The organism is Flavivirga aquatica, assembly GCF_001747085.1.
Taxonomy (GTDB): domain Bacteria; phylum Bacteroidota; class Bacteroidia; order Flavobacteriales; family Flavobacteriaceae; genus Algibacter_C; species Algibacter_C aquatica.
Window position 1 is genome coordinate 544,544 of the sequence record NZ_MDJD01000054.1, and the last position, 18,318, is coordinate 562,861.

Sequence of the window (18,318 nt, forward strand, 5' to 3'; positions counted from 1 at the left end):
TTACTTTTATCCCACTTTGTGCATTAAAATGCTCTTATAAAGCTTGAGAAAACACAATCGAACCTAATACTTATTTAATTTCGGCATAGTACGCCTATGACAAATCAAAAAGTATACATTTTAATAGGTTTTTAAGTGACTTCAAGGCTTCATAGTTTTTTAATATACAAAACAGGATTAACTCGATATTAATCCATGTTAACAGTAGTAATATCTGCCAAGAAAAATCTATAAAACTACAATCTATGAGATATGTTTATTACATATTGTTAGTACTCATTTGCAGTAGCCATGTTATGTTTTCTCAACAAATTTCAATAGATGATTCAATAGGGTTACAACCTCTCATAGAAAACAACCTTGTTGATGGTTGTATTGATATTAGCAATATTAACTCCTCCGTTAATGGAAGTGCTAGTGGCTTTTCAAGTTTTGCCTATTTTGAAAAGGCTGGATCAAATTTCCCTTTCGAAAATGGTATCATGTTATCAACCGGAGGCGCAACTTCTGGAGGTAATTCTTCCATAAGTCCTACACTTAGTGAAAGCTCTACAACTTGGGGAACAGATCCAGATTTAGAAACAGCCTTAGGTATAACGAATACGCTCAATGCCACATCTATAGAGTTTGATATTATATCTACTTCCAATCAATTCCAATTTAATTATTTATTAGCATCAGAAGAATATTTTGGTATAAACCCTTGTCAATTTTCCGATGGTTTTGTTTTTTTAATAAAAGAAACAGGAAGTACAGCTCCATATCAAAATATAGCCTTGGTTCCTGGTACCTCAACACCAGTTAATACCAATACCATTCATGATGAAATATTTGGTGTATGCGAGGCTCAAAATAGTCAGTATTTTGATGGGTATAATGTTGGAGACACAAATTATAATGGTAGAACTAGTGTTTTAAGAGCATCAACTAATATTACCCCTTACGTACAATATCACATAAAACTAATTATTGCAGATCAAACAGATGGCAGATCCGATTCTGCTGTATTTATTGAAGGCAACAGTTTTAAAATTCTAGATTTAGGGGAAGACATATCAACCTGTGCAAGTTCTGCTATTTTAGATGCAGACTTACAAAATCAATTCGCGTTTTATTCATGGTATTTAAATAACAATTTAATTAATGGAGCAACAAGCCCAACTTTAAATGTAACGCAAAGTGGTATTTATAGAGTTGAAGTTTCGGTATCTTTAAATAGTGTTAATTGTGTTGAAGAAGATGAAATTACAGTTACACTTAGTACAGAAGAACCAATTAATGCAATAAATGACTATCAACTATGTGACGATTCAAGTAATGACCAAACAGAAATATTCGACCTATCAACTAAAAATTCAGAATTAATAAACAATATCCCTTTTACAAATTACGATTTTTCATATCATTACTCCGAAACAGAAGCGCGAAGCAACACAAATGGCATAACAACCCCCATTCCTAATACAACTAACCCTCAACCTATCTTTGTTAGAATACAAGATTTAGATAGCAATTGTTTTGCATACACAACCTTTAATTTAATAGTTAACACCGCTCCTAACATAATAGCACCAACAGCTTTAGAAGTTTGTGATAGCGATGATAATCCCGATGGATTCGCCGTAATTAATTTATCAGAAAAAAACGATGAAATCACAGCTGGCCAAAGCGAACTATTTGTAAGCTATCACTTTACTCCATTAGACGCTAGTACAGGAGACAATCCAATACCAACACCTTACTTAAACACAAATACACCATCAGATCAAGTTTATGTTAGAGTTGTTAATACCACTACAGGCTGTGTAAATACAACCACACTAGACGTTAACATAACCGTTAGCCCTATTGTAAATAGAGATATACAATATATAAATGCCTGCGATAGTGATTTAGACGGAAATGCAAATTTTGATTTAACAAAAGTTATTAATAAAATACTAAATGGCTTAACCAATGTTTCTACATCTTTTTACTCCGATCTTAATGATGCAATAGCTGACGAAAATGCTATTGCAGATGAAACAAACTATCAATACACCAACACCATAACAGAACCTGGTTTTACAACCATTTACTTAAGGATTGAAGATAATACAACAGGATGCGCTTCAATAGTACCATTTGAAATACATACCAATTTATTATTAACAGGTACAGACACAGGAGACTTTGCTTTATGTGATACGAATGATGATACTACAGACACCTTAGATTTTAACCTAAGTACCGTTGAAGATTTTATTGAAGGCGATTTAGAACCAGACTCAGTCACAGTAACATTTTATGAGACCGAAGCTAATAGAGATAATAACATAGACCCATTACCAAAAAACACACTCTATTCTGCTATAAGCCCCCAAGTTTTATATATTAGAGTTGATAATGGAGATTGTGTTGAAAACACGGAAATAACATTATTAGTAAACCCAATACTTTTATTCACCCCAATAGATCCAATTCCTTATTGCGATGATGATGATGACGCTATTACAAGCATAGATTTACAATCTTTAGATAGTGTTGTAACTGGCGGCAACACCAACTTTACGGTGAGTTATTTCCCTACTAATACAGATGCACAAAATAATAGTAGTAATAGACTACCACCTTTTTACACAAACACCAATCCTATTGAAACTCTTTACGCTCGTATTGAAAGTGATTCTGGGTGCTCAACAGTAAATCCATTTCAAATTGAAGTACTTGTAGCACCAACAACAACACAACCAAGCAATATTGTTATTTGTGATAATGATCAAGATGGACTTTCTATTGTCAACCTTAATAACAAAATTCCAGAAATTGTTGCCAATACAACAGGTTTAGCCATTAGTTTCCACACATCTCTTGACAATGCAAATAATAATATAGACCCTATAACAAATCCTCAAAATTACGAAACAACAACGCAAACTATTTATACACGTGTTGAAGATAGTGTTAGTGGTACAAATTGTTATGCTATAGTTACTTTTGAAACTATTGTGAACACCTTACCTATAATCCCGTCTAATATTGAATTTCAAATTTGTGAAAGTAATGGAGATATTTTTGCCGATTTTTTATTAGCAGATAAAGACGCCGAAATATTAAATGGACAAAACGGAAAAGAAGTCTTTTATTTTGAAGATGCTTCATTTACAAGTCCTATCGACAAAAACAATGTCTACCGAAATTTATCCAGAGAACAAATTATATATATACGTGTTGAAAACATTACCGACCCAACTTGTTTTGACACATCATCAATAACATTAAAAGTCTCCCCCAACCCTATTTACAACCCTATAACAGATTATTTAATTTGTGATGATAACAGTAATGATGGTATACATGAATTTAATTTAAGTGAAAAAGCAGATGAAATAAGACAAGGTTCTCCAGATATTTTAAACATTTCATTTCATTTAACATCAAATCAAGCTGATAATAATATAAGCCCTTTACCACTTACTTACACCAACACATCCAACCCGCAATCGCTTTATATAAGAATTGAAAGTAACGATTCCTTATGTCATATTGTTGAAGATCTCGGTATTAATATAATCGCATCACCAGAAGTCACTAGCGCATCAATTCCTTCTAGCTGTGATGCAGATTATGATGGGATTACGACTTTTAATTTAGAAACAGCCAATTTTCAAATTTTAGATCGCGTTCAAAGTAATCTTATTATAAATTATTTTGAAAATTTAAGCGATATTAACCAAAATGATGGATTAGACAATACGCTTGAAATAACAAATCCAACAAATTTTCCTTCAAGCACAAAAACCGTATATATAAAAGTAGCCAACTTGTTAACAGGTTGTTTTAGCATAATCCCTTTAGAACTTATAGTTAATTTACCTCCAAGATTCAATACTATAAACACCATTCCTATTTGTGATAATGATACAAACACTTACGATTTATCATTAACAAATTCGATACTTATTAATGACACATCGTTGGCAAATATATCTTACCATAACACTCGAATTGACGCTGAAAACAACACATCCCCACTAGCAAACATATATAACTATACCTTAAGCAATCACAATATTTATGCAAGAATCTCGGACACCAATACAGGATGCCATATCACAACAGTATTCAATTTACAGATAAATCCAAACCCTATAGCAAATACTTCTCCAGATGTTATGGAATGTGATAACAATTTTGATGCAGATGATACTTCTCAAGTCAACTTAGCAACTTATGAAAATATTATTTTAGGAACCCAAAACCCAGATACTTTTAAAGTAAGTTATTATAATAACCTAAATGAAGCTTATGCTGCAATACCTAGCATTCAACCTCTCAATAAACTACACCAAATTTTTAACGGAGAAACTATTTATGCTCGAGTAGAAAACATAAATACGAAGTGCTTTGACGTATCAGAATTTAACACTATTATAAACCCATTACCTATAATCCCTATTAATGATATTGTTCCCCTATGTATTAATGATTTACCATTAATTATAGATGCAAATACAGGAAACTCTGGAGACACCTATTCATGGTCTACAAATGTTAACTCACTAGTAGACACCACCACAACATCAATAATACAAGTAGGAAGAGCTAATTTAGGAGAATACTCAGTCACAATTACCACACCAAGCGGTTGTAATAACACAAAAACATTTACTGTAATAGAATCTGAAAAAGCTAGTAATGTTATTACCGCTCAAATAGATTTTCAAGACCCAAATAGCATTACGATTGTTGGTTTAAGTGGTATTGGAGATTATGTTTTCCGTTTAGATGATGGAAATACACAAACATCTAATATTTTTGAGAACGTAACCTTCGGCCCACATGTAATCACTGTAGAAGATTTAAATGGTTGTATTCCCACTTTAATTCCAATATTCATTTTTGATATTCCTAAATTTTTTACACCAAATGGCGACTCCTTTTTCGACACTTGGCATATAATAGGAGCCAATCAATTACCAGGAACACTTGTCTATATTTATAACAGACATGGCAAACTCTTAACAACATTACAACATACTTCAGCGGGATGGGATGGCACATACAATGGACAAATTATGCCTTCCGACGATTATTGGTATGTAGCCCAAATAATACAAGACGGAGAATCTTCAGAAATAAAAGGGCATTTTACCTTAAAACGTTAAAAAAACTAGACTTTAAAAACAAATCCTACCTTTAAGTAAATTATTGTATATACTATCTTAAAAAAATCTTAATTTTCTAATTAGCTTTAACTCTTTGTTAGAGATATTATTATATTAGCCTCTTAGTTTGTTAAATTTATTTTAAATTTATATTAGCTAAAAATTCATGTATTATTTAAACTAACATTAATTAAAAAAAGCAAAAATGAAAAAGATTCACTCCAAAGGACTTTTTATATTATTATTTGTTTTGTTATCCTATAAAGGATTTTCTCAATTAAGTACGAGGCATTACATACCACCTATTACAGATTCTGATAGTGGCACTAATAAAATAGCAGATCAACATATGTATATATCTACACCTAGCGATGAAGATGTATTCTACGAAGTATATGCTGCTAATGATTTAACAATACCTTTTAGCTCTGGGGTAGTATCAAAAGCTGCCTCTGTAACAGTTAATTTAGGGACAGGTTACGGACAATTCGTTGTTCGAAAGCAAGAAACTTCTATTGTTTCTAAAAAGGGCTTTATTGTAAATGCTACTTCCCCTGTTTATGTATCTATTAGGTTTAATTCAGAAAGAACAAGAGGTCCAGGTAGAAGAACTCCTCAACAAGCAGGAGCTTTAGTTAGTAAAGGTAAAAATGCTTTAGGAAAAACCTTTAGAGTTGGAGCGTTTACTTTTGCAAGGGTAAGAGTATCTACATTACCTGTTTATTTAAATTTCTTCTCCATTATGGCTACCGAGGATAATACGTCTATTAGCTTTCCAGGTATTGCTGAACCCTTAAATGGTAATGCCGGAAATAATTTTTGGGGAGATGACTCTGAAAATATATTAATAAATGCTCATAATAATGATTATATAGGTAAACAATTAAATAAAGGGGAAAGTATTATTATTGCTTTAAGTCAAAGAAACGCATTAATTGGTCAAGAAATAACATCAGACAAAGATATAGTAGTAAATTGTGGATCTATACTAGGTAGCTTTATAAGTGGCGGTCTTGATTATGGAATAGACCAAATTGCTGACACTTCAAAGCCAACTAGACCCACAACCAACGAAGTTGAATATATTTTTGTACGAGGTGATGGAGATGATGATCATGAAAAAGTATTGTTAGTTGAGCACACTCCTGGAACTACCTATTCTATTAATGGAGGTCCATCTATAGATCTTAATGGATTTGGTGGACCTAGAGGTACAGGAATAATTCAAGGTGATCAATACACCAATGGCTATATGCATGTTGTAGCATCTGCCCCTATTTTTGCCTACCAAGGTGTTGGTCGTGGTGGTAACGATGGTAATAAAGGTCTGTTTTTTGTTCCGCCTTTAAATTGCAGTGCCATCGGAAATGTTGAATCTATAGCTAATATAGATCAAATTGGTTCTTTAGATTTTTCAGGAAGTATTAATATTGTAACTAAAAATGATGCCACAGTATCTATGACTTCTTCTTTATTTGTAGGGGATATCCCTTTAGGTACGCCTACTCCTGTTACAGGAACAGATTATGTTATTTATAAAGTAACAGATCCTTTACCTAATAGTACAGCCCCTAGAAATTTAATAGGTGATATTTCAATATTCTCAGATAGGGAATTATATTGCTCTTACTCTAATTATAATAGTGTAGCTACATCTGGAAGCTTTTATTCTGGTTTTGCAGCTGAACCAACAATAAGTCTAAACCCAACAGCAGCTTTACTTGGTAATTGTGTAAATAATGTTTCAATAAATATCCCCAATGCTGCTATTTTTGATAGGTTTGAATGGTTTGTTGACACAGGTAGCGGGTTTAATCAAATAACAGTAACTGATGATACAAATCCAGAATATATACCAATAGAAGCTGGAATTTATAGAGTAATAGGAATTATAGATTGCTCTACAACGCGATTATCATCTAGAGATTTCCCTATAAGTATATGTCCTGAAGATACTGATGGAGATAGTGTACCTAATAGTATTGATATTGATCTTGATAATGATGGCATTTTAAATTGTGATGAATCTAACGGCAATAGAGAAATAGATTTAACAGCAATAACTACTAATATAATTCCAGAAGGTAATGGTACTCCAAGTATCTCACCATCTGTAAATGGTAATTTTACAAGTACTGTTCCTGCTACCAATTTTGGGACTGAAACCAGCGTAACATATGCTATGGATTTTGCCAGTCCTATCAACTTATTATTAGAATATGATATATCAGGAAGCCCTCTAACCGTCAATCAAGAATTTGTAATTGAAGTTGAAGACACCAAAACCTTAACCTTACTAAATCCAGATAATCAAATACTTGTAGATACCGATTTTGATGGTATATTCGAACCTAATGTAACGTTATACCATGGGTTTAAAATTAGATTTAGAATTAACCCACTTGCTTTACCAATAACAAATCCTACTTTCACATTATCTGCATATTATGTAGATCAATTCACTTATAAGCATATTAACAATTCAAAAACAAATGATAATCAATCATCTTTCAAAATAACAGAACCTTGTAGTCCTAGAGACTCAGATGGTGATAATGTAGAAGATGCCTCAGATCTGGATAGCGATAATGATGGTATTCCGGATATTATAGAATCTCTTGCTCCTAATAATTTAACATTATCTGGGGTTGATGCTAATTTAGATGGATTGGATGATATATTTACTAGAGGTACAGCATTAGTAGATTCTGATAATGATTTGGTTTTCAATTTTTTAGATTTAGATAGTGATAACGATGGTATTTTTGATGTTGAAGAATCTGGAAGTGGATTACCTGACACAAATTTCGATGGAATTATAGACGATATATCGACTAAAATAGGAGCAAATGGTTGGGATGATAATGCTGAAACTACTCCCGACAGTGGTATTCTAAATGGAGATATTAGAAACACAGACACTAATACCCTTTTTGATTATATGGTTTTAGATAGTGATGGAGATGGCTGTAATGATGTTACCGAAGCTGGTTTTTCTGATGCTGACAATGATGGATTATTAGGAGATATAGCAGTAACAGTAGACACTAATGGTCTTGTTAATAATGCTACAGATGGTTACAATAAGGATATTAATAATGATTCCTATATAGTAGCTACAGCGCTTACAGTAACAACACAGCCAGAAGATACTGCTGTTAGCGAAGAGTATGATACATCTATTTCTGTAGAAACAAATTCAGATATTATTCAATGGCAAGTAAGTACTGATGCTGGTGTTACATGGAACGATATCACAGATGATACCACATATGATGGTTCACAAAGCGACACATTAAACATTACTGCTGCTCCAGAAGATTTTGATGGATATAAATACAGAGCTGTTTTAAATATTACAGGAAATAATTGCGAAAATGCCATCACCGACGAAATTCTTCTAACCGTAACCCCAACAGGCGTTGTAGTTGTAACAGGTTTCTCTCCAAATAATGACGGTATAAATGACACATATTCAATCGATAATCTAAAAACACAATTCCCTAACTTCGAAATAGAAATATTTAATAGATGGGGGCGATCTGTATATAAAGGAAATGTTAACACACCAGATTGGAATGGAAAAAAAGATAATAATGGAGAACTTGTTCCTGTAGGTGTTTATTTTTACGTAGTAAATTTCAATACAGATGAAAGATCACCTGAAAAAGGAGAAATTTATGTTAGTAGATGATATAAATTAGAGTTTTTAAAAAGCACTTATAAAATAAAAAACGCAGAATGATAATTATCATTCTGCGTTTTTTATTCACGCTTATTTATATATGAAATGATATTTTTAAGCTAATATCCGCTTAAAACCTAAATACGCAATTAAATTTTAGAGTATCAGTATAGATTTTTTCGGCTAGGTCTTTAAATTTTAAAAGTAAAATGTTTGCTTACTACGTTTTATCTTTAAATTGAATTAGTATATTTTTATTTCAATTTTATTATATTCACCAAATAATAAAGACATTCTAAAGAGTAATTTTGTTATACAATAAGGGTTAATCGAAAATTAATTGTCTTATAATAAAAAATAAAGGTGTAAATTCCTATTTTTTTTCTTATAAGAACTGTTGAAGTGTAAAATTAAAATTACACTTTATTATTTTAATTAAAAATAAATTCTCCAAGGTTATACTTTGGGATTAAGGTAAAAATTGCTATTCCTGTAAACCTGCCTATCGGCAAATTAATAGGAATCTAAATATATAATTAACTCTCGACTTAAAAAAAGTCTAAATGAAACTAACATATGCTCTATGGCTTTGCCTAAATAGCTATTAGTTTAAAAATTCTTTATTTAATAATATTAATGAATTCATTTTTTTACAAAAAACTAGAAATGAGAAAGATTAACTGCCCCAAAGTATTATTTATAGTAACGCTTATTTTATTTAGCTTAAAAGGCTTTTCGCAATTAAGTAGAACGCACTATATACCACCATTAACTAATGCTGATCCAGCTATTCCTGGAGGTTCTATTCCTCAGGATCAACACATGTATATCTCTACACCTAGTGTAAATAATGTAACGTATACCATTATTGCTGTTGGTCAATCTACACCTTTATCTACAGGAGTGGTATCTAACGCGACACCTTTATCTATTCCTTTAGACACAGGAAATGGTCAGTTATTTATACCTGCAATCGAGACTAGTGTTGTTACTAATAACAGAGGGTATATTATTGAAGCTAGTGAACCTATATATGTTTCTATTAGGGTTAATGCAGGTGCTCAAGCAGGTGCTTTTGTTAGTAAAGGACTTTCTGGATTAGGTACAACTTTTAGAGTAGGAGCTTATACTAATGAATCTGGCAGGACTCCAGGATCTTCAGGTATTAGTGATAACTTATTGAGTTTTGTTTCTGTTATGGCTACAGAAGACATGACAGCCGTTTCTTTTTCAGATATTTCTAACAATACAGAAGTTGTTAATTTTTCAGGAACATTCCCCTTAAATAACATTATTCTAAATAAAGGAGAATCTTACACCATAGCTATGAACAGCTATTCTAGAAGATTTTCTGAAACAAATAAGGATGGACTAATTGGAGCACTTGTACAATCAGATAAAGCTATTGCCGTTAATTGTGGTTCCGCAAATGGTAGTTTTGTTAAAGATGATGGTAGAGACTATGGCTTTGATCAAATTGTTGATTTCTCTAATGTTGGTAATGAATATATTTTTGTTAAAGGAGATGGTCTTAATTCATTTGAAAATGTTTTAATTGTAGCCCATCTCGATAATACACAAATTAGAGTAAATGGAAATGCAGCTCCTATAGCAACTATTAATGCAGGTGAATATTATGTAATTGAAGGTCTTGAATATACTGCTGAAAACAATATGTATGTCCAGACTTCTGAAAATGTTTTTGCCTATCAAGGTGTAGGAGGTCCTAACCGAGCAGGATCTAATCAAGGCATGTTTTTTGTTCCTCCTTTAAGCTGTGAAGCTAGTGGTGATTTAGACAATATTGCCGACATTACTCATATAGGTTCAAAAAATTATACCGGAGGCATTACTATTGTAAGCAATGGCACTGTTACCATTTCCTCGGCTAGTGGAAATATACCAACAGGATCCGGTGACACAGTTACAGGAAAACCAGGTTACATGACATACAGAGTAGATGGCATTACTGGAGACATTACCGTTAGAAGTACAGGTGAATTATATTGTGCTTACGTTAATTTTAATGCTCAAGCTACATCTGGTAGTTTTTATTCGGGATTCCCATCACGCCCAGAAGTTAATTTTAATTTTGGTGTAACTTCGTTAGGTATCTGTATTCCTAATGTCATTCTTGAAATAGATAATGCTGCAGATTTTACAAATGGTATACAATGGGCTATAGATACGGGTTCTGGATTTAGTGATATTCCTGGAGCAAACTCAGCAACTTTTACGCCAACAACACCTGGAATATACCAAGTAACAGGAACACTGTGTACTGGAAGAGATTTAAAATCTCAAGAAATATCGATAAGTGATTGCCCAGGTGATACCGATAATGATGGCGTTAATGATAATATTGATATCGATATCGACAATGATGGTATATTAAACTGTGTCGAGTCTTTAGGTAACCAAATTATTGATTTATCAACCCCAACATCTGGAAATCTTGCAGTAGGAGGCTATACGTTTACTGGAAATGTAACTGCCAGTACTAATAATTCAGCTACAACACCATTTAGCGGAATGGCAGATGGCACTTTTTCTAGTGACACTTCTATATTTGATGCAACAAACGAATCTAGTACAACATATAACCTTAACTTTAATTCTCCTTTAAATTTATTATTAGAGTACCCTACTAATGGTAGTGTATTATTGACTAGTGATGACGAGATTATTATTCAGGTTCCTAATAATAAAACTGTTACGCTTTTAGATCCTGATGATCAATTATTAGTAGATACGGATTTTGATGGTGTTTATGAAACTGGTGTAACACAAGTTACTGCGTTTGAGATAAGATTCAAATTAAATGGAGCATCCTTAGCTATAGGAACGGGTACATTTACTTTTTCATCACATGCCGTAGATAATTTTACTTATAAACATATAAATAAATCAGTAACATCTGCAAGTCAAGCTTCTTTTAAAATTACTGCAACTTGCTTACCAAGAGATTCGGATGGCGATGGTATTGACGATTCTCTTGATTTAGATAGTGATAATGATGGCATACCTGACATTATTGAATCATTAGGACCAAATAATGTGACACCTTCGGGCATTATAAACTCTCAAGGTTATGACACAAACTTCAATATGAGTGCACTTCAAATTGATACTGATAGCGATGGTGTTCCTGATTTTTTAGATTTAGATAGTGATAATGATGGTATTTATGATGTTCAAGAATCTGGCAGTGGTTTACCTGATACCAATTTTGATGGCATTATAGATAATATAATCGCAACTATGGGAACAAATGGCTGGGATAATAATGCGGAAACAGCTATAGATAGTGGTCTTATTGGTTATACTATAAATAATGCAGATTCAGATAGTCTTTTCACTTATATTGATTTAGACAGTGATGCAGATGGTTGTAGTGATACTACCGAAGCTAATTTTTCTGATGGTAATAACGATGACCTTTTAGGTGATAATATACCAACAGTAGATATATTAGGAAAAGTTAACAATGCTACAGACGGGTACACAGGAGCCCCTAATGATGATTATATAACTGCTGCAATTTCAATTACTATAACTAGTCAACCCGTAAATGATAATATATGTACATCCTCAAACACATCATTTACAGTTGCTTCTAATGCAGACGCTTTTCAATGGGAAGTAAGTTCCGATAATGGTACTAGCTGGACAACTCTAACGAACAGTGTCGTTGATGGAGCAACATATAGTGATGTAACAACGAATACATTAAGTGTTTCCAACACACCTAACTCTTTTAATAATTACCAATACAGAGTACTTTTAAATATCACAGGTAATACATGTGGTGGTATTTATACCAATACAGCTACTTTAACTGTAAACCCTTTTATTAGTCTTCCTAGCAGCCTATCACCTCTAGAATTATGTGATGGCTCAAATAATGATGGAACAGAAAACTTCGATTTAACTAGCAAAAATCAGGATATTTTAGGGACACCTATTCCCGCTGCTTATACTGTAACATATTACACAGACCCTAGTAGAAATACTCCCTTTGAAATTTCAAATATAACATCATACTCCTCTACAGGAGAAACCATATATGTTACAGTTACCGGGCCTAGTGGATGCCCTCCTAATACGAATTTACAATTTGATTTAATTGTAAATCCATTCCCTTCTACTGGTATAGTGGCTAATTATGAACTTTGTGATGACGACACAGATGGTATACAGACCTTTGTTTTAGACTTTTTAGATGCCACAATATTAGGCACTCAATCGCCAACAGATTACGCTGTTAAATACTACTTAGCATCAGACGGTTCTGAAATAACAAACACTGTATCCTATGAAAACAGAACGCCCAACAGTGAGGCTATTATAGCAAGAGTAATAGGTCCAGGCGGATGCTTTGGTGACGATATCCCTTTTGATTTAATTGTACACCCTTTACCTAATATTTCTACAAACCTTCGTATAAATGTATGTGATGGTGACGCTGGAGATGATAGTACAGATGGCATATATCCCTTTGATACATCTAGTTTAGAATCTGATATATTAAATGGAACAAACCCAGCTAACGTCACTACATATTATACTTACACTAACTCAAGTGGAATCTTTGTTAATGATGCAACATCATTACCTAATCCTTTAGTAACGTCGTCACAAACTATTACCGTTAGAGTAGAAAGTAACACTTTAGCAAATAGTATAAGTGGTCAAGCATGTTATAGTCAAATAGATATTCCTTTTATTGTAAGTGTACAACCTGTTGCTAACCCTATAGCTCCAATAGAGGTATGTGACGGTGACGCTGGTGATGATGATGCAGATGGGATGTATCCTTTTAATACATCGACATTTGAAGATGATATTTTAAATGGTCAAACAAGTATGATTGTATACTATACTTATATAGATGAATCTGGATCACAAGTTACTAAATCTAGATTTTTACCAGATCCATTACGTTCTGGTACCCAAACGATACTTGTTGAAGTAGAAAATTTCACGAATCCAAATTGTAGTGATACTACTAATATTGATTTAACTGTTAATTTATTACCAGGTTTTACAATAAGTGCTCAAACTCCCATATGTAATTCAACACCAGGCTCTGTTGTTACTTTAGATCCTGAAGAAGATAACCTAACCGAAGTATACACATATCAATGGGTTAATTTAGCAAACCCATCTACAGTACTTGCAACGACTAATACTTACGATGCTTCAATTGCTGGAACATATAATGTAACTCTAACAAAAACAGATGGTACTGGATGTTCAAGATCAAGAGATGTAGAAGTTATTGAATCTGAAATAGCAACTATAACTATAGCAAACGTAGAGATTAATGATACTTCCGAAAATAATAGTGTCAAGATTATTGATGAAACCACTTTAGGTATTGGAGATTATGAATACGCCTTAGAAGAGGAGTCTTTAACAATTAATGATGAAAGTACTTTTGACTATCAAGATGATTCATCCTTTTATAATGTAAGAGCTGGTTTCTACAATCTTTGGATTAGAGATAGAAATGGTTGTGGCACCTCTACCCCACTTCATATAGCCGTAGTAGGTTATATAAAATACTTTACACCTAATGGAGATAATCAAAATGACTATTGGCAAATACAAGGAGTCAATGATCTAATAAAACCAAGTAGTAATATTTTAATATATGACCGTTATGGTAAACTATTAAAACAAGTAGACCCTTTAGGTCTTGGTTGGGATGGTACTCTTAATGGTAAAATGTTACCTGCAGATGATTATTGGTTTAGAGTACATTTATTAGATGGAACAAGCTTTATGGGTCATTTCACATTAAAGCGATAAAGCTCAATAAAAACTTAACAACATTAAAAATATCCCATAGTACATACTATGGGATATTTTTTTGGTAATTTTATAAAATCATTTAGTCTTATAGAATGCAATTTAAAATTGAATCAGAATTTAGTCCAACTGGAGATCAACCAAAAGCCATCAAAGAACTTATTGACGGCATCACTTCTAATGAAAAATATCAAACCTTACTCGGTGTAACTGGATCTGGCAAAACATTTACAGTCGCCAACGTTATAGAAGAAGTGCAACGTCCAACGCTTGTTTTGGCTCATAATAAAACCTTAGCAGCTCAATTATATTCTGAGTTTAAACAGTTTTTTCCAGATAACGCTGTTGAGTATTTTGTATCTTATTATGATTATTATCAACCAGAAGCCTATATTCCTGTTTCTGGTGTTTATATAGAAAAAGATTTATCTATTAACGAAGAAATAGAGAAAATGCGTTTAAGTACAACTTCTTCCCTACTCTCGGGTCGACGTGATGTTTTGGTAGTAGCGTCAGTTTCTTGTTTATATGGTATTGGTAACCCTGTTGAATTTCAAAAAAATGTAATTACACTAGAACGTGATCAAGAAATATCTAGAACAAAATTATTACATCAATTGGTACAAAGTTTGTATTCTAGAACAGAAGCAGAATTTAACCATGGTAATTTTAGAATAAAAGGCGATACTGTTGATATATTTCCTAGTTATGCTGATGATGCTTTTCGTATCCATTTTTTTGGTGATGAAATTGAAGATATTGAAGCTTTCGATATTCAAACAAATAAAGTTATAGAAAAGTATGATCGGCTAAATATTTACCCTGCAAACATGTTTGTAACTTCTCCTGAAGTTCTTCAAGCTGCTATTAAAGATATTCAAGATGATTTGGTAAAACAACATGATTATTTTAAAGACATTGGAAAACACTTAGAAGCAAAACGCTTAAAAGAACGCACAGAATTTGACTTAGAAATGATTAGAGAATTAGGCTACTGTTCTGGTATAGAAAACTATTCCCGCTATTTGGACGGCAGACAACCAGGTACACGTCCTTTCTGCTTATTAGATTACTTTCCAGACGATTATTTAATGGTTGTGGACGAAAGTCATGTTACCATATCTCAAGTACACGCTATGTATGGAGGAGATAGAAGTAGAAAAGAAAATTTAGTAGAATACGGCTTTAGACTTCCTGCTGCTATGGATAATAGACCCTTAAAATTCGAAGAGTTTGAAGCTTTACAAAATCAAGTTATTTACGTAAGTGCTACCCCCGCAGATTACGAATTACAAAAAACAGATGGTGTTTATGTAGAGCAAGTTATTCGCCCTACAGGATTATTAGATCCTATTATTGAAATACGTCCAAGTTTAAATCAAATTGACGATTTAATAGAAGAAATGCACCAACGTATTGAAAAAGACGAACGCACTTTAGTAACTACACTTACTAAGCGTATGGCAGAAGAGTTAACAAAATATTTAGACAGAATACAGATACGCTGTCGCTATATACATAGTGATGTAGATACCTTAGAACGCGTTGAAATTATGCAAGATTTACGTAAAGGCCTATTTGATGTATTAGTTGGAGTAAATTTATTACGTGAAGGTTTAGATTTACCTGAAGTATCGTTAGTCGCTATTTTAGATGCTGATAAAGAAGGTTTTTTACGTTCTACACGTTCACTTACTCAAACTGTAGGTAGAGCTGCTAGGAATCTAAATGGAAAAGCTATTATGTATGCTGATAAAATCACTAATAGTATGCAAAAGACTATTGATGACACTAATTACAGACGTGAAAAACAAATAGCTTATAATACGAAACACAATCTTAAACCTAAAGCTTTAAATAAAAGTTTGAACAGTGCTTTATCTAAAAACTCTGTAAGCACCTATAGTTACGAATTAGAAGCTTTAAAAGCTGCAGAGCCAGAAAGCGAGTATTTAAACAAAGGGGAATTAGAAAATAAAATTAGAGAGAAACGCAAACTTATGGAAGGTGCGGCAAAAGCTCTAGATTTTATAATAGCAGCAAAATTACGTGACGAAATTAAAAATTACCAAAATAAATTAGAGAAGCTAAAAGTTTAACTTTTTCAGCTTCTCTATAACCCTCACTATTTAGGATAATATCAACACTTCCCTAAATAGCTTTCTTTGTTTAAAAATGTCTTAGGGACAATGGGATCTAATTATATTGTGTTTTAAAAATATCTATTAATACATCTGGTGGCACTATTTTATTTGGAAAACTATCCATTAAATATAAAACTTTGGTTATAGACTCATGACTAAGACCCATTCTTAAACCAAAATTATACAATTTAACAACCTCTGAGGAACTTCTAGTTTTTTCTTGATCTACATTCATCAACAAGACCAGCCTATGAAATTGAACAATACGCTCACTATGTGACCTTAGGTGCGTATATGAAACAGGATGTTCAATTAAATATTCAAAATCTTCTCGCGAAATATCAAGCTGCTTTGAAACACCTAACAAAAAGTTATATTCAATATTCTTTATATCTTTATCTGATTTTGCAAATGCAATCATTTCAGATAATAGACTCAGTTTTTCTACTCGATTAATCATTTTAAAGGGATTAATTAATTACAGTATAAAGGTACACACAAGAGTAATTTAATAATCGTATATATAGTGTCACTTATCGAAAAAGTGGACGCTTTTTGTCGTGATTTTTATTTATTTCATCAATAAAAGACTTTTATTCATCCAAAAAAAACGTATTTCATCATCTAAACCATTGACAATCAGGTAATTCAAAATAAGATTCAATTGATTGATTATCAAGCATTTACACTATTTTAAGTTATCAAAAAAATGTCCTTATAAAAAAACAATATTTAAGGTATCTTTGTAAACACTAAGAAAAGGCGAAAAGAGATTAATTTTTAATAATTTAGGTTATCAAATAGAAGTAAATTATAGGTATGACAAATAACGATACTTTAAAAAAATTACGCGTAGCTTTAAAGCTACGCGATGATGATATTGTAAAAATTTTAGAACTTGTAGATTTTAGAATTTCAAAAAGTGAACTTGGTGCCTTTTTTAGAAGGGAAGACCATCCTAAGTATATGGAATGTGGTGATCAAATTTTACGTAATTTTTTAAATGGCTTAGTGATTCATTTAAGAGGTCCCATGCCCAAAAAAGAAGATAAAAAAAGAGCAACATAAATTAGTTGCTCTTTTTACATTATGAGTTTTATCTAATTGGATATAACTATAAATTCACTACGCCTGTTAGCTTGATGTTCTTTTCTTGAGCACTTTACTTGGTTATTACAATGGTTTGTTAATTTCGTTTCTCCATATCCCTTACCTGTTAATCTACTTTTTAAAATACCTCCTGTATTTATAATATAATCAAGAGTAGATTTATTTCTTCTATTAGACAATAAAAGATTATATGAATCTTGTCCTTTAGAATCTGTATAAGAACGCACATCTATTTTTACATTCGGAAACTTTTTCATATAATTTATAACCTTAGTCAATTCAACCTTAGCATCTTTACGTATAAATGATTTGTCGAAATCAAAATAAATTGGATTTAGACCTAATAGTTTAAACAAATCTGTTTTTACTTCAGCAACCTTCTCTTTCGTAACCTTTTGATCTGATAACTCTGCTTTTG

6 protein-coding genes and 1 pseudogene are annotated in these 18,318 nt (G+C 32.3%); 5 read left to right on the forward strand and 2 right to left on the reverse strand.

Features of this window, described 5'->3' with window-relative positions:
* The first annotated feature begins 245 nt into the window (after positions 1-245).
* The 4 genes from A8C32_RS16695 (at position 246) to uvrB (ending at position 16,745) form a co-directional block, all read left to right on the forward strand.
* A complete protein-coding gene (locus A8C32_RS16695) occupies positions 246-5,147 on the forward strand; it encodes a T9SS type B sorting domain-containing protein (protein ID WP_069831535.1) in 4,902 nt (1,633 codons plus the stop codon).
* 205 nt (positions 5,148-5,352) lie between these two features.
* Positions 5,353-8,841 carry a T9SS type B sorting domain-containing protein gene (locus tag A8C32_RS16700; protein ID WP_069831536.1) on the forward strand — a complete coding sequence of 1,163 codons (3,489 nt, stop codon included), beginning with the start codon at positions 5,353-5,355 and terminating at the stop codon, positions 8,839-8,841.
* A gap of 657 nt (positions 8,842-9,498) precedes the next feature.
* Positions 9,499-14,646, forward strand: coding sequence for a T9SS type B sorting domain-containing protein (locus A8C32_RS16705; protein ID WP_165605859.1), 5,148 nt, complete (start codon positions 9,499-9,501; stop codon positions 14,644-14,646).
* A gap of 95 nt (positions 14,647-14,741) precedes the next feature.
* A complete protein-coding gene (uvrB, locus tag A8C32_RS16710) occupies positions 14,742-16,745 on the forward strand; it encodes an excinuclease ABC subunit UvrB (protein ID WP_069831538.1) in 2,004 nt (667 codons plus the stop codon).
* Positions 16,746-16,842: 97 nt separating this feature from the next.
* On the opposite strand, the gene A8C32_RS16715 is transcribed toward uvrB, so the two are convergent.
* Positions 16,843-17,250, reverse strand: a complete 408-nt coding sequence (locus tag A8C32_RS16715; protein ID WP_069831539.1) for a hypothetical protein — start codon at positions 17,248-17,250, stop codon at positions 16,843-16,845.
* 359 nt (positions 17,251-17,609) lie between these two features.
* Here A8C32_RS16715 and A8C32_RS16720 point away from each other — a divergent pair, with 359 nt between their 5' ends.
* Positions 17,610-17,858: a DUF1456 family protein gene (locus A8C32_RS16720; protein WP_069831540.1), complete on the forward strand. Its 249-nt coding sequence runs from the start codon at positions 17,610-17,612 to the stop codon at positions 17,856-17,858.
* Between the two features lie 32 nt (positions 17,859-17,890).
* Here the strand turns inward: A8C32_RS16720 and A8C32_RS21170 are convergent.
* Positions 17,891-18,259, reverse strand: a pseudogene (locus A8C32_RS21170) (OmpA family protein); the annotation flags it as partial.
* Positions 18,260-18,318: the final 59 nt, after the last annotated feature.